Below are 17,871 nucleotides of genomic sequence, written 5' to 3' on the forward strand. Positions count from 1 at the left end.
ACTTTTTATTTTATCTAAAACTTAGTTTGTGAAATTATTAGATTAAATGTATTTCTGCTGAAGACGAACAGGGAAAAACACCTTATATAGGTGTCTAAGAATCTTATGTATCATACAAATCAGATGGGATTATTCCTTTTTCTCCTCATTTGTATTCCCGTAAGCAAATACCTCAAAAACGAATTCACATAGACCAACAACTACTTCCCCAATTACTTCGTGCATTTTCCCACACTCCTCTTTTTGTAAATCAATCTTAAGTATATAAGCAGGATGTTTTTAAGTGCTATTGGAGAAGGTGACATGAACATTACAAATTTGTAATGTTTCGTTTCATTTCATTCTATTGCTTATTAATCCTCTTTCGAATTAAAGTGACGTGTACTATATATTGTTTATACGCGAGTTGTCTAACCTGTTAAATTCTTTGCAGTCATATTCTACTAATGTATTATTTATAATGACACATTTGTGTTCTAATACATGAGGTTCATTGAGCATTTTAGGGAGAAAGTGAGGTATCATCTCCCCTACCCCATAATTGTAATCACTAAGTATCCATGACACGTCTTTCCAGTCTAAAATTCCTTCGGTTGTCTTTTTAGGAGTTTCGTAGTAAAAATTATTAGACACATCTACTACATACGCATACATGCCACCTGAATATGTATGATCTGCTTCCCATATTATGATTCCTTTGAACTGAATTTGATTGCTTTTAACATCAATATCTGTTTCTTCCTTTATTTCACGAATTGCGCTTTCTAATGGAGTTTCTCCGTTTTCTATTTTCCCGCCTACTCCGTTCCATAATCCTTTAACAGGATCGTATTCCCTGTTTAACATGAGTATCTCTTCATTTCTTCTAATAAAGCATAGAGTGTGCTTGTACAAGTTTTCTCAGCTCCTTTATAAAACGAATTTTTCTTTCGTACTCCATATAATTTTATTCAATTATGGTTTCATTCTCATTTTTTACATTTATATATACGCGTAATATGAGAAAGAATGATCTACAGTAGCAAAGTTAGTCTATAAACGGAAAATGGTATATTGGCTCAATTGTTACTTTTAAAACAAATACCACTCGAAGGATTTTTTTGTTTGTATGTTCGTTTCATTTGTTTTCTGGAAATAGCTTATTGAACAATGAGTAAGGAACCGTTTTTTTAATTAACAATTCGTAAACTTCAGCACCAACATCATGTAGAGTTACATAGGCAAAGAAATCTTCTGTTGTATCCAACAACGAAAATGTGTTTTTAAGTCTATTCATTACATTGATTCCTATTAAAACTAGCTGCTCTTCAAAAAACGATTTATGAAATGCTATCCTTCTTTTAACATCAAGTATTGGATGCTCCGTATTTATACAATAGTATGCGTTTGTGATTTCTTCTAATTGTGGAGTGATTAATGTATCATTGAAAAAGGTAAACGGAAATGATGAATCATGGTACCGAATTCCATATAAGCTATTAAGCTCTTCTTCTGATTCATCAGAATACCATTTATCAACTATCTTTCGGTGTGCCTGTTCTGTATTTATTGATATACCGCAATAGCCTCCCTCAGTATCAACGTACAATGCGAGTACAAATACACCTTTATTATTTTCCGAATGAGAAAATTTTTCTATCACATTAGAACATGCCTCAAAAAATAAATCTTCAACATACTTAAAATCAGCTAAAAATATATCTTTTTCCTTCGATATATCTTCAAAATATTCGATGGTTTTATCAGGAGTATAAACAACAAAACCTTTTTGATTTGACTTCCAATCTTCGTTAATTACTTGCTTAAGAAATGTATTATAATCCATGGTTTTACCCCTTTTTTCATTTGCCTTTTATGTATTATTTTCTTGTAATAACGACAAGAAAATATCTAAGCTGCTTCTAATTGTGATGTTCGTTATCATCTGATTATGTAAAGCAACCATTACTTATATAATCGTATAGTCATCAAAATATTGATCGATACTTTGTAGTTTTTCTACTTTAAAATTTATAATAGCAAAAAAACCCTCTTCTAGATGTAACTTTTCATCTAATGTAATAATGTTTCCGTCTTTGTCAATCAATATAAATGAATAAACACCCTCAATAGTAGCTGTTACTTTTCCTGGCGCTTTTTTATCTAACCATATAGACAATCCCGCAAACAAAGAAGCAGTAACAAATACTTTGTTGTCAATTAATTCGATTTTCATATAGTCTGGACTGCCAATATCAAATAGATCAATGTAATTACATTTCGAATTACCGTATGCTTTTGTAAAATAATCAATAAAACTACTAATAAAAAACTCTTTGTTATTCAAACTTTCTAGTATTTCTCCGCTTTCATTCAGAATAAGGTCCTCAAGTTTTTCGCTTTTAAATATTTCGTTATATACTTGCATAGTTATCCATCCTCCCCCTCTATTTTTTCTGTACATAATGATTAAAAGGTTATACTTTCAGTAATATTTTGAATCGATTACTCTAATAGATTTTCAGTGGGATATTCTTGGTTATCAAGTATCGTTCCTCCCATATCTGTTTCATCTTAAAATATTTGCTTTATTACTTGTATAATTGTCCCATTAAAAATATATGGTACAGTTACTTTTCTTTGCAATAGATCTTTTAAATGTTTGGGAAGTCGTAAATATGTTTCTACAGTTTGTAACTCCATCCATGTAATTTTCTCGATTTCTTCAGGCCTTGATATATGTATTTCTCCACCTGTAATTTTTCCTACAAAGTTAATAAACATAGCATGGTGCCCTTTTCCTTCAAAGAATGCCTCGCTTATTGAGAAAACTGCCTCTACCTCTATATCTAATCCTGTCTCTTCTTTTACTTCCCGAATGGCTGCTTCTGCTAATGTTTCACCAACTTCAACTGCACCGCCTGGTAAAGTGAAATAAGAACCATTTTTCCCTATATTTTTAACCATCAATGCTTTTTCTCGAAACATATCATAAAGTAGTGCGTATGTTACAGTTACTTTTTTTCATATGAACCTCCTTAATAAATTCCTAATATACAGTTCTATATAAAGCGTTGTATCCCCTTGCTAGTAAATTTAAAATGTAATTATATGGAATGTTAAGGGTGTCATTTATTTTTATTTATTAGTAGAAAAAATGATTGTAGATGGATGAAATAAAACCTCATAAGAAGAAAAGACATAAGCGGAGAACGTTTAGGGAATATTTAATTCAATGTAGGGTTAACATCAAAAAATTCTTTAAAGTATTATATATTTTAAGTCTATTAGGTGCATTTGTGGGATTTGGTTGTTACATAGTGGAATCAATATCGCATAGGGAATTTACAGTGTACCTTACTTCGGCTTTTATCATTTGCTTTGTGTTGTTCTATATTTTAAGGCATATTATCAGCAAAGTTAAGGACTGGAATTTTTCAAATGCAGATGCAAATTTTGATGGAGATATTGGAGGGTGTTTAATAACTCTTATTTTATTTCTATCATTTTTGTTATTATTTGGTGTAACGTACTATAGTTTAAACTACATTATTTATGAAATAACTGGAAATAAAAAATAATTCCTTCTCAAAAGAGCCCTAATATTCAATTAGGGCCCTTTTCTATACAGAACACAAACAAAATTTCAAGCTACTTTTCGATATAGCTTTTGTGTTTCTTTCTTTTTCTCTTTGCTCGGTGGTCGAATGAAAATAGCAATAATAAAGGAAACAATACATAGTATACCGATTGTATTGAAAGTTGGCTGGAATCCACCTAATAGCGCTCCAATAAATGAACCTGCAAGTGCCCCAAAGCCAAACCCTTGATATACGATTCCGTAATTTGTACTATGATTTTTTAAACCGAAGAAATCACCCACGATTGCTGGGAATATGGTAATATTGCCTCCGAAACAAAATGCAACACTTGCAACACAAGTAAAATAAATAGCGTAGTTTACATTCATAAAACTGAGTGTGAAAACAGATAAGCCAATTATAATAAAAGTTGCTGAAACAATTTTCAATCGACCTATTTTATCTGATAATGTCCCAAGAACAATTCGGCCAACGGTATTGAAAATTGCGATCATGGCAACAGCGTTAGCTGCAGTGGCAGCACTAAGTCCTACAAGTTGAACTCCAATATCTTTTACCATACCAATTAAATATAAGCCACTCATACATGATGTAAATAGCATAAAAAACAATAAATACACTTGTTTTGTACGTAACATTTCTCTGGTTGAATAATCCCTACTTGCAGTTTCAGATACTGTTTCATTCGTAGCGGCTTCACGTAAGAAGAAAGATCCCGCAAGCACTAAAACCAAAACACTTATACCCCAATATAAAAAAGTGTCCGATACACCAACTGTATTAATTAACCTTCCATTCACGTATTTAAAAATTAAGCTTCCCATTCCATATGCTGAGACTGATATACCAGCAATCAAACCTTTTCGATTTGGAAACCACTTAATTAAATTTGATAATGATGTGATATAGGCTGTACCATCTGCATACCCTACCACGACACCAGCTAGTAAATAAAGTAATGGTAATGAGGAAACTTGTGAGCTAAGTATTAATCCAATCCCAAGAACAATTCCTGCGGTTGCAATAAGTTTACGAAGCCCTAACTTTTGTTGTAATCTACCTGCAAATAAAGTTGAAAATGATAAAGAAAAGCTCGTAATTGAGAAAGTTATCGCCACAGCATTAAGTTCCCAGCCAAATTTACTTACTAAAGGTTGATTAAACAAACTCCATGTATAAATCGTTCCAAGACCAATTTGCACAATAATTGTGCCTAGGACAATTAGCCATGGATTTACAGATGCTTGTTTCATTCGAACTGTCCCTCTCTTAACATGACATGATTTATCACAATTTAGTATGTCCAGGGTGAAATACAAGATACGAATTTAAAAATGAAAATTAAATTTGTATCTTGTATAAAATCAACAAAAAGACGCTTCGTTAAGAAACGTCTTTTTGTCGATTAGATTATATACGGGTTTATTGTAAAAAAGCTGTGTTAAGATAAGACATTTTCAAATGCTTATATACATATAGTACCAAATGATATCTTTATTTTTATGGGGCTTAAGATGTATTTTTCTTTCATAAAAAAGTCTTATAAAAAGCAAAAATTAATATTCGATTTCCTCATAATCTTTTGGTTGTGGAACAGTTTGCATATTTGCTGCATCTTTTGGATCGCTATATATAGCATTTTGCTCAATGCTCGTATCTTTAATGTTTTGTTTTTTACTTGTATTCGTTTCTTTTTTCATAAGGGTTCACTCCTTTTCTTTATAAAAGTAGTTATACCCTAATTCAAATGTTTTTACTGGTATGTAAAATGTGATTTCGCAAATGCATCAGCGACTAAATTGCTAAATCCTCGTAAATAATACAGATAGTTGTCTCCTCCATAGTTATATCTTTTGTTATACATTTTAGCAACGACTACATTATACTTGGGAATAACTAAAATGGTAGGTCCTGTAACGCCTAATATTTGATATGAGCCTTTAGGTACCCTTTCACCAAGTTCGCTTTGTAAAGCTGGTGTGTTTTGAACGAACCAAAAGCATCCGTTTTGTGGTAAGTCCATGTTTTCGTATTTTGGACTTTGAAGACTTGTTGCAATTTTAATGACCTCTTTCGGTACAATTTGTTTTCCGTTTATATACCCTTCATTTAAATGCAAATTCCCCCAATAGGCGAATTCTCTGACGGAAACAAAAAGATTTTTTTCTGTTCCATCATCTGACATCCCGGTACTACAAATTGCTTCTTCATGGGGATTCACTATTACCTTTACCAAATTCTCATCATGCTTTTTTCTCCATCCGGTTTCTTTAAAACCTGCAGGTATAAAGATGCGTTCTTTTAATAGTACAGGGAAGCTTTTATTGTATAGCTGATAAATAAGGTGCGTCATCATACGTACGTTAATATCCCTATATGCCCACCCTTGTCCAGGTTCAAATTCTCGATAAATCGTTCCGTCTGTGTTTTCATTTAAACCATGTGAATGTGTTACTAAATGTCTTAAGGTTGTCTTACCAAGCAAATTTTCATCATAATCTTTAAAATAATTTGCTGCATAATCATCAAGATTCTTTATCTTTCCTTCATATAGTGCATAAGCAATTGCTAAGCCTAAGTAACTCTTTCTAGCGGAAGCAACATTAAATTGTGAAGACGCTGTTATAGGGGCACTGTTTTCAGTATTAGAATGTTTTCCACTATAATGTTCAAGTACCACTTGATTATCTTTCATAATACAAAGTGCTGCTGCAGAACTGTAATTCCGTTCTTTTATATCCTCTACCCATGAAACTAATTTTTGATATGTATCCAATGTATGATTCACCTCTATATGAACTCTATATCAAATATTAAATTCGTTGGAAACAGAAACTATCCTTTAATTTATCTATTCTATAAAATGAAAGAAAAGTGCTTTTGCAATTCAATCATGTATATGCACTTTTCTTTCATACAAAACTTTACCTATGTTTCAAACTTAAATGAACCACCAGCTCCAGCAACCAAAACAACTAAAGCAGCTGAAACATCTGAAACATCCACCGCAACGTCCGCATCCGCCACAACGCCCGCAACCACCACATCCACCGCAACGTCCACAACCACCGAATTGTTGACGAGTATCCTCTTGAACATAATAATATGGATATTGGTTTTGTTGATCCCAATACACAACATTTCCAGCTTGATAATCATTTAGATTCAATGATTGTAGTTCTTGTTGAAACTCATTCATTTTGATAACCTCCGTTTATAAATTAAAGCTTATATCCAGCACAATTCATCGCTGTTTTTCTATATTTATCTCTGCAATAAACAGCGATAAATATAGAAACTATAAGCCAATTTCAATACGTACAACAACAAAATATGAGATTTTACTGGGTGATGTACCTTGTTCGGTTGCCTATTTTTATAAACGAAATGATAAAAGAAATGTTACAAATATGAAATGATATGAATTTCTCATTTGTAAATATAGGAGAGAATCTTATATTCTTTGTAGGAGCATGGTCTGAGGTTTACTTCTTTTGCACAATCGAGGTGAATCAATTATTTTATTTGATGGGGATGATGACTTTCTTTAATGGTTATTAAGAATAGGTTGGGTACTATGCAGTATTATTAACACTTAAGTACCCAATACCTTTCATCAATACTTTATAAATTGCTAATCCAACAATTTGATAAATCTTCTTTTTGTACCTTTTCTAGTAATCTTTGAACAGAGGGTTCGGGCATTATTTTATATGAAATTAGATTTTCATTATTAGGAATGATCCAATGAAATTCCAAATGAGATTCTTTAGAAATCGGTGCTATCTCACTATGTAAGTCTTTACTATAGATTTCGAAAACATGGTTAATTTCATAATGAAGAGTCTCACTATCTTGCCACTCGTTTTCAATCACTCCTAAAAAGCGCTTAACTTCACAATCTATCCCTATTTCTTCTTTCAGTTCCCGAATTAATGCGTATTCTGCAGGTTCTCCTAATTCCACATGACCACCTGGTAGAAAAAAATGATGCCCTTTGTAATTTGCTATTAAAAGCTTTCTATTTTTTATAATAATTCCTCTTACAATATATGGAGTAACTGCTTTATAGTATGTATTTTCGTTACATCCTTCTACTATTTATTGTTCGTCTATAACCATCGTGAATAGATTTTAAATACACCTTTAAATAATCTTCTAAACTAAACAAGTAAACGATAAACTTGTTCTCCCTCATAAACATGACCAAGATCTATAAAACCATAGTTTTTATATAAATTTTTTGCTGCAATGTTCTCTTTATGAACAGTTAGTCGAATTTCTTTGCACTGAGAAAAATGATTAGTAATCCATCTAATCATTTCAGATAAGGCTGCTTTACCATGTCCTTTTCTTTGATACTTTTCATCGATCATAAACCCATTAATCCAATACATGTCTACTGTACTTCTATCGAAGGCATGCATAATAAACCCAACCATAACTTCTTTGTCATATATAGCAAATGGTATATATTCTACATTGTCACCATCTGGTTTTATATATATTTTTGCAAGTGATACAGCTACAGGTGGTACAAAGAGATTTTGTTTCTTAGATACTTGTAATTTTATTGCTTCTTCCCAGTTTTCCCTGGTCACGATTTTCAATTGTATGTTTACCATATGTAACTCCTTTGAAATAACAGATTATGAAATCATTGAAACTATACAAATAATTGATAAGAAAAACGCCCTTAATTTATATTCTTCTTTTATATTCTTCTCATTCCATTTTTACTTTTTCAACTCGTATGTGGTGATCTTTTTCGCTTTTTATATGCGCAAGTACAACGCCAAATATTGTTATTACACCACCAACTATAGATAACGTAGTTGGAACTTCTCCTAACCATATCCAACTGATAAAGCATGCAAACGCTGGTGTTAAATAAAGTGAGCTCGTTGCTTCAGAGGCTCCAGCATGAGAAGTTATATAAGCCAAAGCGATATAAGGAAGTACAGTTGGAAAAAGACCTAAATACACAGCACTAAGGGTAACCTCTATAGGAGCTTTTACTATTTCAGAGCCGAGTCCTGGTAAAAAAATTAGCATTAATAAAGTTCCTGCCCATATCGTATATACAGTAAACGATAGGTTTCCATATTGTTTTAGAAAGGGTTTTTGAAAAACAAAGAATAGACTTTCTGAAAATGCAGCAAGCAGTATAAGTAGTATGCCAGTGTTGAATTGGAGTACATCTCCAGTACTAATTGATATGAATGCTACTCCTATAAAACTAACCGCCCCTCCTATCCATCCCCATAATTTGAATTTTTCACGAAAAAATATACAAGCAAGAATTGCAGTAAAGATAGGAGTGACTGATACAATCAAACTTGCGAGGCCTGCACTCACATTTTTCTCTCCATAATTTAAGGCGATATGATAAACGGTAAAACCTAAGCCGCCTAGTATGAATATTACTGGTATGTCTTTTAATTCTGGTAGACGCATTTTACTTATGACTGCAAAAATAAATAAAGCGAATGAAGCGATTAGTAAACGTAGTAGTGTAAGGTGTTCCGGTGTATATGCTTCAAGACCAACACGAATTCCAGGAAATGCAGAACCCCAAAGAACAATAGTAATGCAGTGCGCAAATAAAATACGGAAATTCCATTTACTATTTTTCATATCATTCATTCCTTTCATATAGAAAAAACCAACCACTTTTCCAATTATTTCTTTTCATAATATTCAATCGTTGATAAAATGTCTTCAACCAGTTCTTTAATGAAAAAACCAACCACTTTACAGTTCATTAGTGGAAAAAAGGTGGGCTTTTTATGAGTACATATAATCGAAAGTTGAATAAACAATCCCCTAAATACCAACAGATTATGGAGTATATGAAAGAAAAGATTACAAATGGTGAATGGCCGATAGGTAGTAAAATCCCAAGTCAACGAAAATTGGCACAGATATTTGATGTAAATCGAAGTACGGTTATTACTGCACTAGAGGAATTAACTGCAGATGGTTTAATTCAAGGAAAAATGGGTATGGGTACGATTGTCGTCAATAATACATGGTCATTATTAGCTGTTGATCCACCGCCTAATTGGGATGATTATGTAAAAGCAGGTTTACATAAACCTAGTAAATTAATGGTTCAAGAAATTAATGAGGTCGAATCAAATAAAAAATTCATTCACCTTAGTAAAGGCGAACTTGCTTCTGATATTTTTCCATTAGAAAAAATGCAGTTAGTCATGCAAGAAGTATCTAAAAATCTCACTGTTTTCGGATACGAAGAACCAAAGGGTTTTCTACCTTTACGTGAAGCTATTCGTAATTATGTAAAGTCATTTGGTATTCATGTTTCTCCGTCTTCAATATTAATTGTCTCTGGAGCCTTACAAGCTTTACAGTTGATATCTATTGGTCTTCTACATAAGGGATCCATAGTTTTACTTGAACAACCTTCTTACCTCTATTCGCTACATGTATTCCAATCAGCAGGAATGCATTTATCAGGAGTATCAATGGACCATCAAGGAATTTTACCAAGTGATTTATCTAGAAAAAATAAATACACTGGAGAGAAAACAATTTTATATTCTATTCCTAGTTTTCATAACCCAACCGGAACTTTAATGTCAGAAAATCGGCGGAAAGAACTTATAAAAGTATGTGAGAAAGAACAACTTCCTATTATTGAAGATGATATTTACCGAGAGTTATGGATTGATGAATCACCCCCTCTTCCATTAAAAGCAATGGATAAACACGGACATGTATTACATATCGGTAGTTTATCAAAAACACTAAGTCCAGGTTTAAGGATTGCATGGATTATCGGTCCCGAGCCTGTAATTGAACGATTATCAGATATAAAAATGCAAACGGATTATGGTTCTAGTTCTTTATCACAAAGAGTTGCTGAAAAGTGGTTATCTAGTGGTTTATATCAGGAGCATGTAGAATCTGTGAGAGCGCAGTTGAAGGTAAGAAGAAAAGCAATGATTCAAGCATTGAATATGTATTTTAAAAATATTGCAGAATGGAATATTCCTAGTGGTGGTTTTTTTATATGGTTAAAAATAAAGCCGAAAATTCTAATGAGAAAACTATATTCAAAGGCGTTATCTAAAGGGATACTTCTTAATCCAGGACGTATTTATGGAGAAGAGTCTGATCAACATATTCGACTTTCGTATGGCTATGCATCTGTGGAAGATCTTACAAAAGGAATCTACCAATTAAATGGAATTGTTCGAGAGTTGATAGATTCATAGTAAGAAATCCTCTCCTTTAAAAGAAGAGGATTTTTTATGAATGCATTAATTTTCTTTACTACTTCACAAATAGCATTTAATCGTTCTTTCCATAACGTTTGCTTGTTCCAAATATTAAAGGTAGCAATTCTCATTTTTTATTCCTTTCTAACTTTTATAAATCGTCTTATCCAAAATACCTTTTATAAAATTTGTTTTCCCCTCACAGTAACGATCAATATCATATCGATAGTTTTCAGCTAATCTATATTTCAATTCTTCATATTCTTTACGTGCAGTTTCATTAACTGATAAATAATTACGTAAAGTGACATGCTCTAAATAGCCTTTCCCATTCTTTGGACAAACATAGAGATAATACTTCATGAAATCATCTTTATAGGTTCTTTGAAAAGCTTCGCGTCCTTCAATGCCTAAGTTGCCTTGATGTTGATACCCTTCATTTTCTAATCGTTGCATGATGTCAGGTAAAATATCGTAACTATCTATTACTATGTCAATATCAATAATTGGTTTCGCTGCTAAGCCTTCAACAGAGGTACTTCCTACATGCTCAATTCGTAAAATTAAATCACCGATATAACCTTCAAGCATCTTTTTGATTTTCTTAAATTCTGTTTCCCATACAGAATTATAAGGCATAATTTCTATCGTTCTCGTTTTTCCAGCCACTACCGTTTCCTCCTTACCATTATTTCATTTCTTTCCCTAATACAATAAAAAGAATCCATTGGGATAAAAGACCGCTCAAAATGGATTCTAGCATTCTCATTTTAGTGACATAGCAAGCCGCATCACCAGGCGTATAGGAAGTGAAGGGTTTGACATTTGATTTAGATCTCCAACAAAAAATAAATCCTTCAAAGGATAATAAAACGCAAATGATCCTGTTGTGCCGGAGTGTCCTATCAACTCACCTTTTCCCATAAAAAGTGTTGCAAGATCATTTAATGGAATTCGCATATATCCACTACTATATTGAATTGGAAACATTGAACTTTGTAATTTGTTATATCTTTTTAGTTCATGAAAAATACTTTTATTAAACAGCTTTCCTCCAAAGAAAGCTTTGATAAATATCATTAATTCACGAGTTGTAGAAATACCACCACCGCTAGCGCGACTGCTTTTAATGAATTTCGGACGGGAAAGAGCAGCATCTTTATAAAAAAGATTAGGAACGAAATCGTGTTCATTTTCTAATAGATGAGTATTTTTGAGCTCTAAGGGGGCAAAAATCAACTTGTTATATGCATCTTCTAATGTTGAATTCGTAATTGTTTCAATTACTTTTCCAAGCATGTCGAAGTTTACATCTGCATAATAAGCTCTTTTTATCGTGCCAGGTGCAAAGTGTGGTTTCAACTTCTTAGTCAATATTATCATCTCATCAAAATCAATGTACATATCTTTATGGATGACACTTTTTTTAACACTATTACTGCTTTCTTCAAATGCATCTGGTAATCCGCTTGTTTGAAATAATAAATTTAAGAGTGTAAGACTTGAAGAATACTCGTGACCTTTATAAATATGGAGATTATTCAAAGTCTCCCTTTTAAAATATTTCGTTACTTCGTCATCAAGTGACAGCTTGCCTTTCTCTCTTAAAATAAATATACAAGTGGTCGTAAATAATTTTGTGATACTTGCCATAAGTAATGGTGTATCTATATTTTTCCCTCCGTACCCGGTACTATATAAAAAATCTCCATTTGTGTTTTCGACAAGTAGAACACACTCATGTATTTGTTTTGAACTTTTCGTTCTCCTGAAAACTTTTTCGATTTTTCTTTCCATACGCATCCTTCCGTCATTGTATTTTTACCGTTGATTTTATCTTTTTTGTTACTAGTTTCCATCATTAACAAGTTTTATTCTCAGAAATGAATTAATATTACTTCTTTCGTAATGCATAGCAATTAAGTGCCCGTCCTTTGTCATTTGAAGATCTATTTCTATATAATCACCTTTTAATTGTTGACCTAATTTGTAGGCTGGTATTGTATGTTCTGAAGCATATGCGGCTGCCCTTCTATGAGCAATCGTTATTATATGATCTGATTGATTCTTAGCTTTAATATACTTCTTTTCTTTTGTTTGCTGTAAAACAGCAATGTTTATTCCTATTAAGATGCAAATAGTTGTAGTAATAAGTGCTTTTTTCATAATGATATTTTAACTCCTAGTCTTATACTCTATGTATATATTATAAGAGAAAATGTAAGTACGTATAAATATGTTATTAAGGATTTATAACAAAATAACCATTCTTTAAGGCTTAAGCACGCCTTAAAGAATGGTCTATTTAATACGATTTATGAGGTACCTCTTTTATATCTTTAATGGGTAAACAAGTACCTATCAGCGCAATAATAGCACATCCGATAAACATAACTGGCAATCCATATACAGCAAGTAAAGATAACGTACCAAAAATAATTAAATCTAGCACAGAATCAACGACTGATAACAACGAAATTGTTGTTGCACGTACATGTGATGGGATTATATCATTACTCAGTTGCGAATAAATCGGATATCTTATCGCCCTTACAAATCGCAATATAATAAATACACCTAAAACGATCCATAACGTATTTCCAAAGCACGCTGCTAATAGTAATCCTCCGACAGCGAATGCACCTGAAAGATTTAATAAAAATATACGAGAGAATTTTTGGGTTAACCATCCTATTGAAATGGATGCAAAATATCCGCCTATTGCAGCAACTGCATATAATATACCAATTGCAAATACGGGAACTCCTGCATTTTTCAAAAGTAATTGATCATAGTTGTCAAAAACTGCACTCGCTGGAATAAATACAAGTGATATATTTAAGAACATGATGAGTAATTGAGGTGCTTTTCGAATCACTTGTATTCCTTCGATTACTTGCGCATACGATGACTCATTATATTTAACTCCCGCTTTTGGATTTTTTGTAAATAAAAGTAAAATCAATTCTATGAAATGGAACAGCAGCCCAAGTATAATTAAAATTAGAAATTGCTCTTCCTTCAAATCTCTCGCAAAATAAGATCCGAAAACAACAGCAATCAACATTGAAATAAAGCTCGCTGATTGAATTTTACCCATCGCTTTATCCATAAGATGTTGTTCATTTGTTTCTTTTAAAGATTCATAGATTAAGGCTTCATCAGCACCTGAGAAGAAAGTGACTGATAAACCATTTAATAAGCTATATAAACAAAAGAACCATATGTTATCAGCAAAGATTAAAATTGAAATGCTTGCAATTTTTATAAAAGCCCCCGTTATAAAAGAGAGTTTTAAACCAAATCGATCTGCAAACACTCCTGCTGGTACTTCTCCAATTAGAACCGCTCCACTCCAGCACATCAATACTATGAAAATATTGGAAGGAGTTAAACCTCTTTCCACATAAAACAACGTCATAACTGCTTGTAAAAAACTAATGGTTCCAAAAAAATGAACCCAAAATAAAATAGAAATATTATGTTTTGCTAGCGTATATTCCTTCAAACGTTCTCCTACTTTCCGATATTTATATTCTTTGCGGAAGCAGGAATGTTAAGTTAGCTTAAATGCTCTTCACTCCTCTTCCTTCACTTGAGAATGTTTTTAAAGTTTTTAACATGCGAATTCCTCCTTACGTTTAATTAAGTGTATCGTAACAAAAATTCTTAATATTCACAAAGTAATTTTATAAACTGGATAAGATTGTCGAAATGGAAAAAGTGGTATATAATAGGCAGTAACATTACTAGTAATTATTTTAGGTATTCCTAGAATAAAGGAGCGATACATATGAAAATTACTATTTATTTCGGAAGTCATGAAGATCAAGATGTACGTACAATGGATTGTCATTTAGATGTAGACGATGCAGAAGAACTTGTCTCTGTTTCATAATATAAATTACGAATAAAGTGGGTTGAAATCTCTTCCCTATCACGTTTAAGACACCTTTTAAAAGGTGTCTTTTTTATTGTTTTCTGGTGAAAATCTCTTTACTTTATAGCGATTAAATAGTAAAATATAAATATACGAACAAATGTTCTTTTTATTTCAATCGTACTTGAAGGGATGATTTTTACAATGGCTCAAAACAAGCGCAGAGGAAGAAAAAAGCATACACCTACTATCTCAAATACAGGCTTTATCGGTTCTGTGTTTATTGATACATTGGAACTACAAAAAAAATCCTATTATTTCGCCCGTAAAAAGTTACAAATTGTCCATCATGTATTAGACGGTCTTGCAGGAGCAACAAGTTCATTATTTAAAGAGCATAATATTTCTGCGCATATGTCTTGTGTGTATTTACATAAACAAAAGAAAATCGGTTTTGTTCTTTCAACAAAGCCTTTTGAACAAGCTGATGGTGTTGCTTATTTTAAAAATTACTTAATTGAAAAAAATTTTTACGATAATCAAGATGCTGAATTTCAAGAAGTATTTAATACAGGTTTTATCGGAGTGGTGTTTGCGGACTTATCTAGTATTGACCGATTTAACTTTGATTTTGAAATGAGTATGCTATCAAAATTAATGAAGGATATGATCATTCCTGTTAAGGAGCTTTTTTTACGTCATAATACCCCTGCTTATATATCTACTTCTCATTTAGAGGAACAAAATAAATTAGGGTTTGTGTTATCTGTAAAACCTTATGATGAACGTGCAGAAGCAGATTTATATTTTGAAACATATTTAAAAGAACGTGGCTTATACATTGGTGATGAAGAAGACGAAATTGATAAAATTGTCATTCGAAAAAAAGTCGAGTTGATATAGAAAAAATGCAGGATATATTACAATCCTGCATTTTTTATTTGAAAGTCTCATTTTCTAAAATAACTACATAATCGTTAGTCATTCTCCCAGCCTCTTTTGTATAATTAACAAGCCGTTGTATATTATCGCAACATAATTTCGCTCCCCATATGAGTAATGGAACACCAATAAAATCAATATGTAATCTTCTTGAAAACAATCCTCCTAACGTCATAGGAAGTGGAACTGTTGGTGATGTATTTGAAAAAATTATTTTTTCATTGTTTTGATAGTGATGTTGAAGAATTTCCCCTAAATTTTTCATAGCCGGCACCGCTACCTTGCATGTCCCGTGTCCTACTGTGTAAACCGAATTTCCTTCCTCATCTCGCCCACGGAAAATGATTTTCCCCATATCTGAAGTTTTGAGTTTATTGAAATAGTCTACATTTAAAATTTCTTCTTTTGTCAGTTGTCGATCGGTTGGAAGTTTATTTAAATGGTATGCTGCTGCAAGTGAAGTTGTATGTGTTCCGCCAAAATCAGTGTAGATAAAAATCATAATCTCATTCCTTTGTCATTTACATTCAATATTTATTAGTATCTCCATTTCATCATTGATTTTATAACTTACTTGTAATAAAACAATAATGGTATCCGTATTCCCCTTATAAGCTAGATGGAATATAATGATATATTACTGAAAGGATGGTGTATTTCCTTTGAATATTCTTGAAACAGAGAGTCTTACCCTTCGTCTACAAACAACTAACGATGCGGCGTTTATTCTTGAGCTTTTGAATGACCCTTCTTGGTTGCAGTTTATAGGCGATCGTGGTGTAAGAACGTTAGAAGATGCAAAGGCCTATATTTTGAATGGATCGATTCGCATGTATGAGCAATTTGGTTTCTGTCTTTTTTTAGTAGAACGAAAGGAGGATCATGTTCCGATTGGAATTTGTGGTCTGGTAAAAAGAGATACTTTAGAGGATGTAGATATTGGATTTGCCTTTCTTCCTCAGTATTGGGGTAAAGGATACGCTTATGAAGCAGCTTCTGCAGTGATGACATATGGAAAAGGTACGTTAGGATTAAATCGTATTGTGGCGATCACAACTCAAGACAATCACGCTTCAGCTAAGCTTCTTAAAAAAATAGGACTGCAGTTTGAACGATTGATTCAGTTTCCCAATGATCCTGAAAAACTTAATTTGTTTGTATTTAATAAACAAAAAGAGAACTACATAAATAAACAGTAGAGATATCGACAATGTAAAAAAAGACCATCCACTCGGAAGAGTCTTTTTTTACATTTGCTAATTTATGTTACATCTGTCGGTATGCTTATTTTACAGCCTGAACTGATACTGGTTTCCACCCCTTGTTTTCAACCCAATCAATATATACTTTATATTTTTTATTGCTTTGCTTATCTCGCACATTTCCATATGCTTTATTCGTTCCATTATTTCCAATAAAATCATAAATGAGTTGTGACTCAGGAACATTAACAGCATAGGAAATTGCTTTTTTCATCTCATTCCAATCTGTCGTTCCATCTTTAAATTGCATAGCAGGCTTTGTCCCTTGTTCTGTACCAATTGGCTTCCATTGCTTATTTTGTTCTGGTTGATCCACATTTTTGTCCGGTTGATTTTTATTTGTTACTTCTTCACTATCTTCTTGTTCTTCCACTTTATAATTCTGTTTTTCTTCTTGTTCTTTCACTTGATTTTCATTGTTCTGTTTTTCTTTTTCCTTTACTTGCAAGCTTTCTGTTTCTTGATTCTGTTGCTCTGTTAATTTTTGTTTTTCAACTTCTTTGTTTACTTGTTCTTTTGATGCATCTTTTTCGGATTGTTTTGTTTTTTGGTTCTCTATTTTATTATTGTTCGCCTCTTTAGATGCTAGTTGGGCTACTTTCTTTTCTTCTGGATGCTCTTTTCCTTTTGTTTGAGTAGTAAAAAATAACTGATAAGATACCATGCTAACCGCCAATAATACTAAACTTAATCCAATATTCACAACGCCTCGCTGTCGACGAGTTTGTTGTTTTTCTTGAAACCTACTTTCATTTCTCATTCCCGAAACCTCCATGTGATTATTACAGTGAAACTGTATGCTGCTTTCATTATTTTAAACTTCAAATTCCATATGTTTAGCTGTTACCTCTTTCCCCCTTACCACTCACCTCTATTGTAAATGCATTTTTTATCAGTACATTAGTAAACATGCTTTTTTATATTACGTTTTAATATTCGGAATTTCAATAACTATTTTTTGG

The 17,871-nt window shown here is 32.4% G+C and carries 19 protein-coding genes and 1 pseudogene; 3 read left to right on the forward strand and 17 right to left on the reverse strand.

Going from position 1 to position 17,871, the window contains the following annotated elements; genetic code table 11:
* Positions 1-384: 384 nt before the first annotated feature.
* The 11 genes from AAIE21_RS11675 to AAIE21_RS11725 all read right to left on the reverse strand — a co-directional run bounded on the left by AAIE21_RS11675 (position 385) and on the right by AAIE21_RS11725 (position 9,218).
* Complete coding sequence (locus AAIE21_RS11675; RefSeq protein WP_343266916.1) at positions 385-894, reverse strand: NUDIX hydrolase; 510 nt, start codon at positions 892-894, stop codon at positions 385-387.
* Between the two features lie 223 nt (positions 895-1,117).
* A complete protein-coding gene (locus AAIE21_RS11680; protein ID WP_343266917.1) occupies positions 1,118-1,825 on the reverse strand; it encodes a hypothetical protein in 708 nt (235 codons plus the stop codon).
* Between the two features lie 123 nt (positions 1,826-1,948).
* On the reverse strand, positions 1,949-2,407 hold the full coding sequence (locus tag AAIE21_RS11685) for a hypothetical protein (protein ID WP_343266918.1): 459 nt from the start codon (positions 2,405-2,407) through the stop codon (positions 1,949-1,951).
* A 146-nt stretch (positions 2,408-2,553) separates the two neighbouring features.
* A complete protein-coding gene (locus tag AAIE21_RS11690) occupies positions 2,554-2,967 on the reverse strand; it encodes an NUDIX hydrolase (RefSeq protein ID WP_481858673.1) in 414 nt (137 codons plus the stop codon).
* Positions 2,968-3,625: 658 nt separating this feature from the next.
* Entirely contained in the window at positions 3,626-4,834 is a 1,209-nt protein-coding gene (locus AAIE21_RS11695) for an L-lactate MFS transporter (protein ID WP_343266919.1), read from the reverse strand.
* Between the two features lie 303 nt (positions 4,835-5,137).
* Positions 5,138-5,281, reverse strand: coding sequence for a hypothetical protein (locus tag AAIE21_RS11700; protein WP_343266920.1), 144 nt, complete (start codon positions 5,279-5,281; stop codon positions 5,138-5,140).
* A 53-nt stretch (positions 5,282-5,334) separates the two neighbouring features.
* Positions 5,335-6,357 (reverse strand): serine hydrolase domain-containing protein, encoded by a 1,023-nt coding sequence (locus tag AAIE21_RS11705; RefSeq protein WP_343266921.1) that lies wholly within the window; start codon positions 6,355-6,357, stop codon positions 5,335-5,337.
* Between the two features lie 165 nt (positions 6,358-6,522).
* Positions 6,523-6,780 carry a heterocycloanthracin/sonorensin family bacteriocin gene (locus AAIE21_RS11710; protein WP_343266922.1) on the reverse strand — a complete coding sequence of 86 codons (258 nt, stop codon included), beginning with the start codon at positions 6,778-6,780 and terminating at the stop codon, positions 6,523-6,525.
* A gap of 425 nt (positions 6,781-7,205) precedes the next feature.
* Positions 7,206-7,616 (reverse strand): NUDIX domain-containing protein, encoded by a 411-nt coding sequence (locus AAIE21_RS11715; protein ID WP_343267005.1) that lies wholly within the window; start codon positions 7,614-7,616, stop codon positions 7,206-7,208.
* A gap of 128 nt (positions 7,617-7,744) precedes the next feature.
* Positions 7,745-8,206, reverse strand: a complete 462-nt coding sequence (locus AAIE21_RS11720) for a GNAT family N-acetyltransferase (RefSeq protein WP_343266923.1) — start codon at positions 8,204-8,206, stop codon at positions 7,745-7,747.
* Between the two features lie 100 nt (positions 8,207-8,306).
* The gene (locus AAIE21_RS11725; protein WP_343266924.1) at positions 8,307-9,218 is read right to left on the reverse strand and encodes a DMT family transporter; all 912 of its coding nucleotides are present in this window, start codon (positions 9,216-9,218) and stop codon (positions 8,307-8,309) included.
* A 152-nt stretch (positions 9,219-9,370) separates the two neighbouring features.
* Here AAIE21_RS11725 and pdxR point away from each other — a divergent pair, with 152 nt between their 5' ends.
* Positions 9,371-10,822 carry a MocR-like pyridoxine biosynthesis transcription factor PdxR gene (pdxR, locus tag AAIE21_RS11730; RefSeq protein WP_343266925.1) on the forward strand — a complete coding sequence of 484 codons (1,452 nt, stop codon included), beginning with the start codon at positions 9,371-9,373 and terminating at the stop codon, positions 10,820-10,822.
* A gap of 147 nt (positions 10,823-10,969) precedes the next feature.
* Here the strand turns inward: pdxR and AAIE21_RS11735 are convergent, their stop codons facing one another.
* The 4 genes and pseudogenes from AAIE21_RS11735 to AAIE21_RS11750 form a co-directional block, all read right to left on the reverse strand.
* Positions 10,970-11,494 (reverse strand): GrpB family protein, encoded by a 525-nt coding sequence (locus AAIE21_RS11735; RefSeq protein ID WP_343266926.1) that lies wholly within the window; start codon positions 11,492-11,494, stop codon positions 10,970-10,972.
* Positions 11,495-11,590: 96 nt separating this feature from the next.
* Positions 11,591-12,622 (reverse strand): serine hydrolase domain-containing protein, encoded by a 1,032-nt coding sequence (locus AAIE21_RS11740; RefSeq protein ID WP_343266927.1) that lies wholly within the window; start codon positions 12,620-12,622, stop codon positions 11,591-11,593.
* Between the two features lie 96 nt (positions 12,623-12,718).
* Positions 12,719-12,991 (reverse strand): annotated as a pseudogene (locus tag AAIE21_RS11745) (glycerophosphodiester phosphodiesterase family protein); the annotation flags it as partial.
* A 139-nt stretch (positions 12,992-13,130) separates the two neighbouring features.
* A complete protein-coding gene (locus tag AAIE21_RS11750) occupies positions 13,131-14,333 on the reverse strand; it encodes an MFS transporter (protein ID WP_343266928.1) in 1,203 nt (400 codons plus the stop codon).
* 564 nt (positions 14,334-14,897) lie between these two features.
* On the opposite strand from AAIE21_RS11750, the gene AAIE21_RS11755 reads away from it, so the two are divergent.
* On the forward strand, positions 14,898-15,608 hold the full coding sequence (locus AAIE21_RS11755; RefSeq protein WP_343266929.1) for a hypothetical protein: 711 nt from the start codon (positions 14,898-14,900) through the stop codon (positions 15,606-15,608).
* A gap of 34 nt (positions 15,609-15,642) precedes the next feature.
* Here AAIE21_RS11755 and AAIE21_RS11760 read toward each other — a convergent pair whose 3' ends face one another.
* Positions 15,643-16,149 (reverse strand): DUF3189 family protein, encoded by a 507-nt coding sequence (locus AAIE21_RS11760; RefSeq protein ID WP_343266930.1) that lies wholly within the window; start codon positions 16,147-16,149, stop codon positions 15,643-15,645.
* A gap of 160 nt (positions 16,150-16,309) precedes the next feature.
* Between AAIE21_RS11760 and AAIE21_RS11765 the strand changes: the two genes are divergently transcribed.
* Positions 16,310-16,846, forward strand: coding sequence for a GNAT family N-acetyltransferase (locus AAIE21_RS11765; protein ID WP_343266931.1), 537 nt, complete (start codon positions 16,310-16,312; stop codon positions 16,844-16,846).
* 85 nt (positions 16,847-16,931) lie between these two features.
* Here the strand turns inward: AAIE21_RS11765 and AAIE21_RS11770 are convergent, their stop codons facing one another.
* On the reverse strand, positions 16,932-17,669 hold the full coding sequence (locus AAIE21_RS11770) for a YrrS family protein (RefSeq protein ID WP_343266932.1): 738 nt from the start codon (positions 17,667-17,669) through the stop codon (positions 16,932-16,934).
* Positions 17,670-17,871: the final 202 nt, after the last annotated feature.

The sequence above is a fragment of the Paenibacillus sp. 102 genome (genome assembly GCF_039549175.1).
In the GTDB taxonomy this organism is placed as follows: Bacteria; Bacillota; Bacilli; order Bacillales; family Bacillaceae_G; genus Bacillus_A.